Below are 927 nucleotides of genomic sequence, written 5' to 3' on the forward strand. Positions count from 1 at the left end.
AGATGATGAGATCACTGGTAACGATAGCCAAAACTTTCATCCAAGTGTGGGTAATATCATAGAACATGAGAGTAATGACAGTTATGCAGATAATGAAGCTGTCAGAATAGCTGAACCATACGAATACAAAGAAGTAGATCCACATGACTATGTAGGTGTGCAACGAGTCACGCGTAAGGAGTCCGACTGATGATATTAGCAGCGAGCGTGGCACAAGATGTGTCCACCGTCCCGTTTGCCCATGAAGTAGCAGGCTTCGTGCAGCCAGTTGCTGAGGCGCAGGGCGTACTGGGTATGATACCTATGAGTCATGGACTCATCTTGGCAGGTGTATTGTTTGCTATTGGACTATGCGGTGTCATGGTACGTCGTAACTTTTTATTCATGCTAATGAGTCTTGAGATTATGATGAATGCGGCGGCATTAGCATTTGTAGTGGCAGGTAGCCGCTGGGTCGACCCAGACGGACAGATCATGTTTATCTTTATATTGACATTAGCCGCCGCTGAGGCAGCCATCGGTTTAGCGATATTACTACAGTTTTACCATAAGCGTGGACATCTCGATGTCGATAGCGCCAATGAGATGAAGGGATGATGTCATGAGTTTATTACCATTAACCTTTATACTTCCGCTCATTGGCTTTTTAATATTAGCCTTTATGCGTGACAAGCTAACTGAACAAGCAGCTGCATTTGTCGGTGTTGGGAGCATGCTGTTATCTGCATTGTGTGCCTTGGTTGTCAGTTATACTTTTTTGATGGACAATCCAGCAGGTACCGTAATACAAGTACCGCTATGGACGTGGTTTCAAGTTGGCGACTTTGCGCCAAGCTTTGCTCTAAGCTTTGATGGTTTAGCATTGACCATGACTGGGATTATTACTGGTATTGGCTTTTTAATCCATCTGTTTGCCGCTTGGTATAT

The 927-nt window shown here is 44.6% G+C and carries 1 protein-coding gene and 2 pseudogenes; all 3 read left to right on the top strand.

What is annotated here, in order from left to right; all coding sequences use genetic code 11:
* Positions 1-190, top strand: a pseudogene (locus tag ACS8FD_RS17755) (NADH-quinone oxidoreductase subunit J); the annotation flags it as partial.
* 98 nt (positions 191-288) lie between these two features.
* On the top strand, positions 289-597 hold the full coding sequence (gene nuoK / locus ACS8FD_RS17760; RefSeq protein ID WP_439261304.1) for an NADH-quinone oxidoreductase subunit NuoK: 309 nt from the start codon (positions 289-291) through the stop codon (positions 595-597).
* A gap of 4 nt (positions 598-601) precedes the next feature.
* Positions 602-927, top strand: a pseudogene (locus tag ACS8FD_RS17765) (NADH-quinone oxidoreductase subunit L); the annotation flags it as partial.

The organism is Psychrobacter sp. 1U2 (assembly GCF_051847575.1).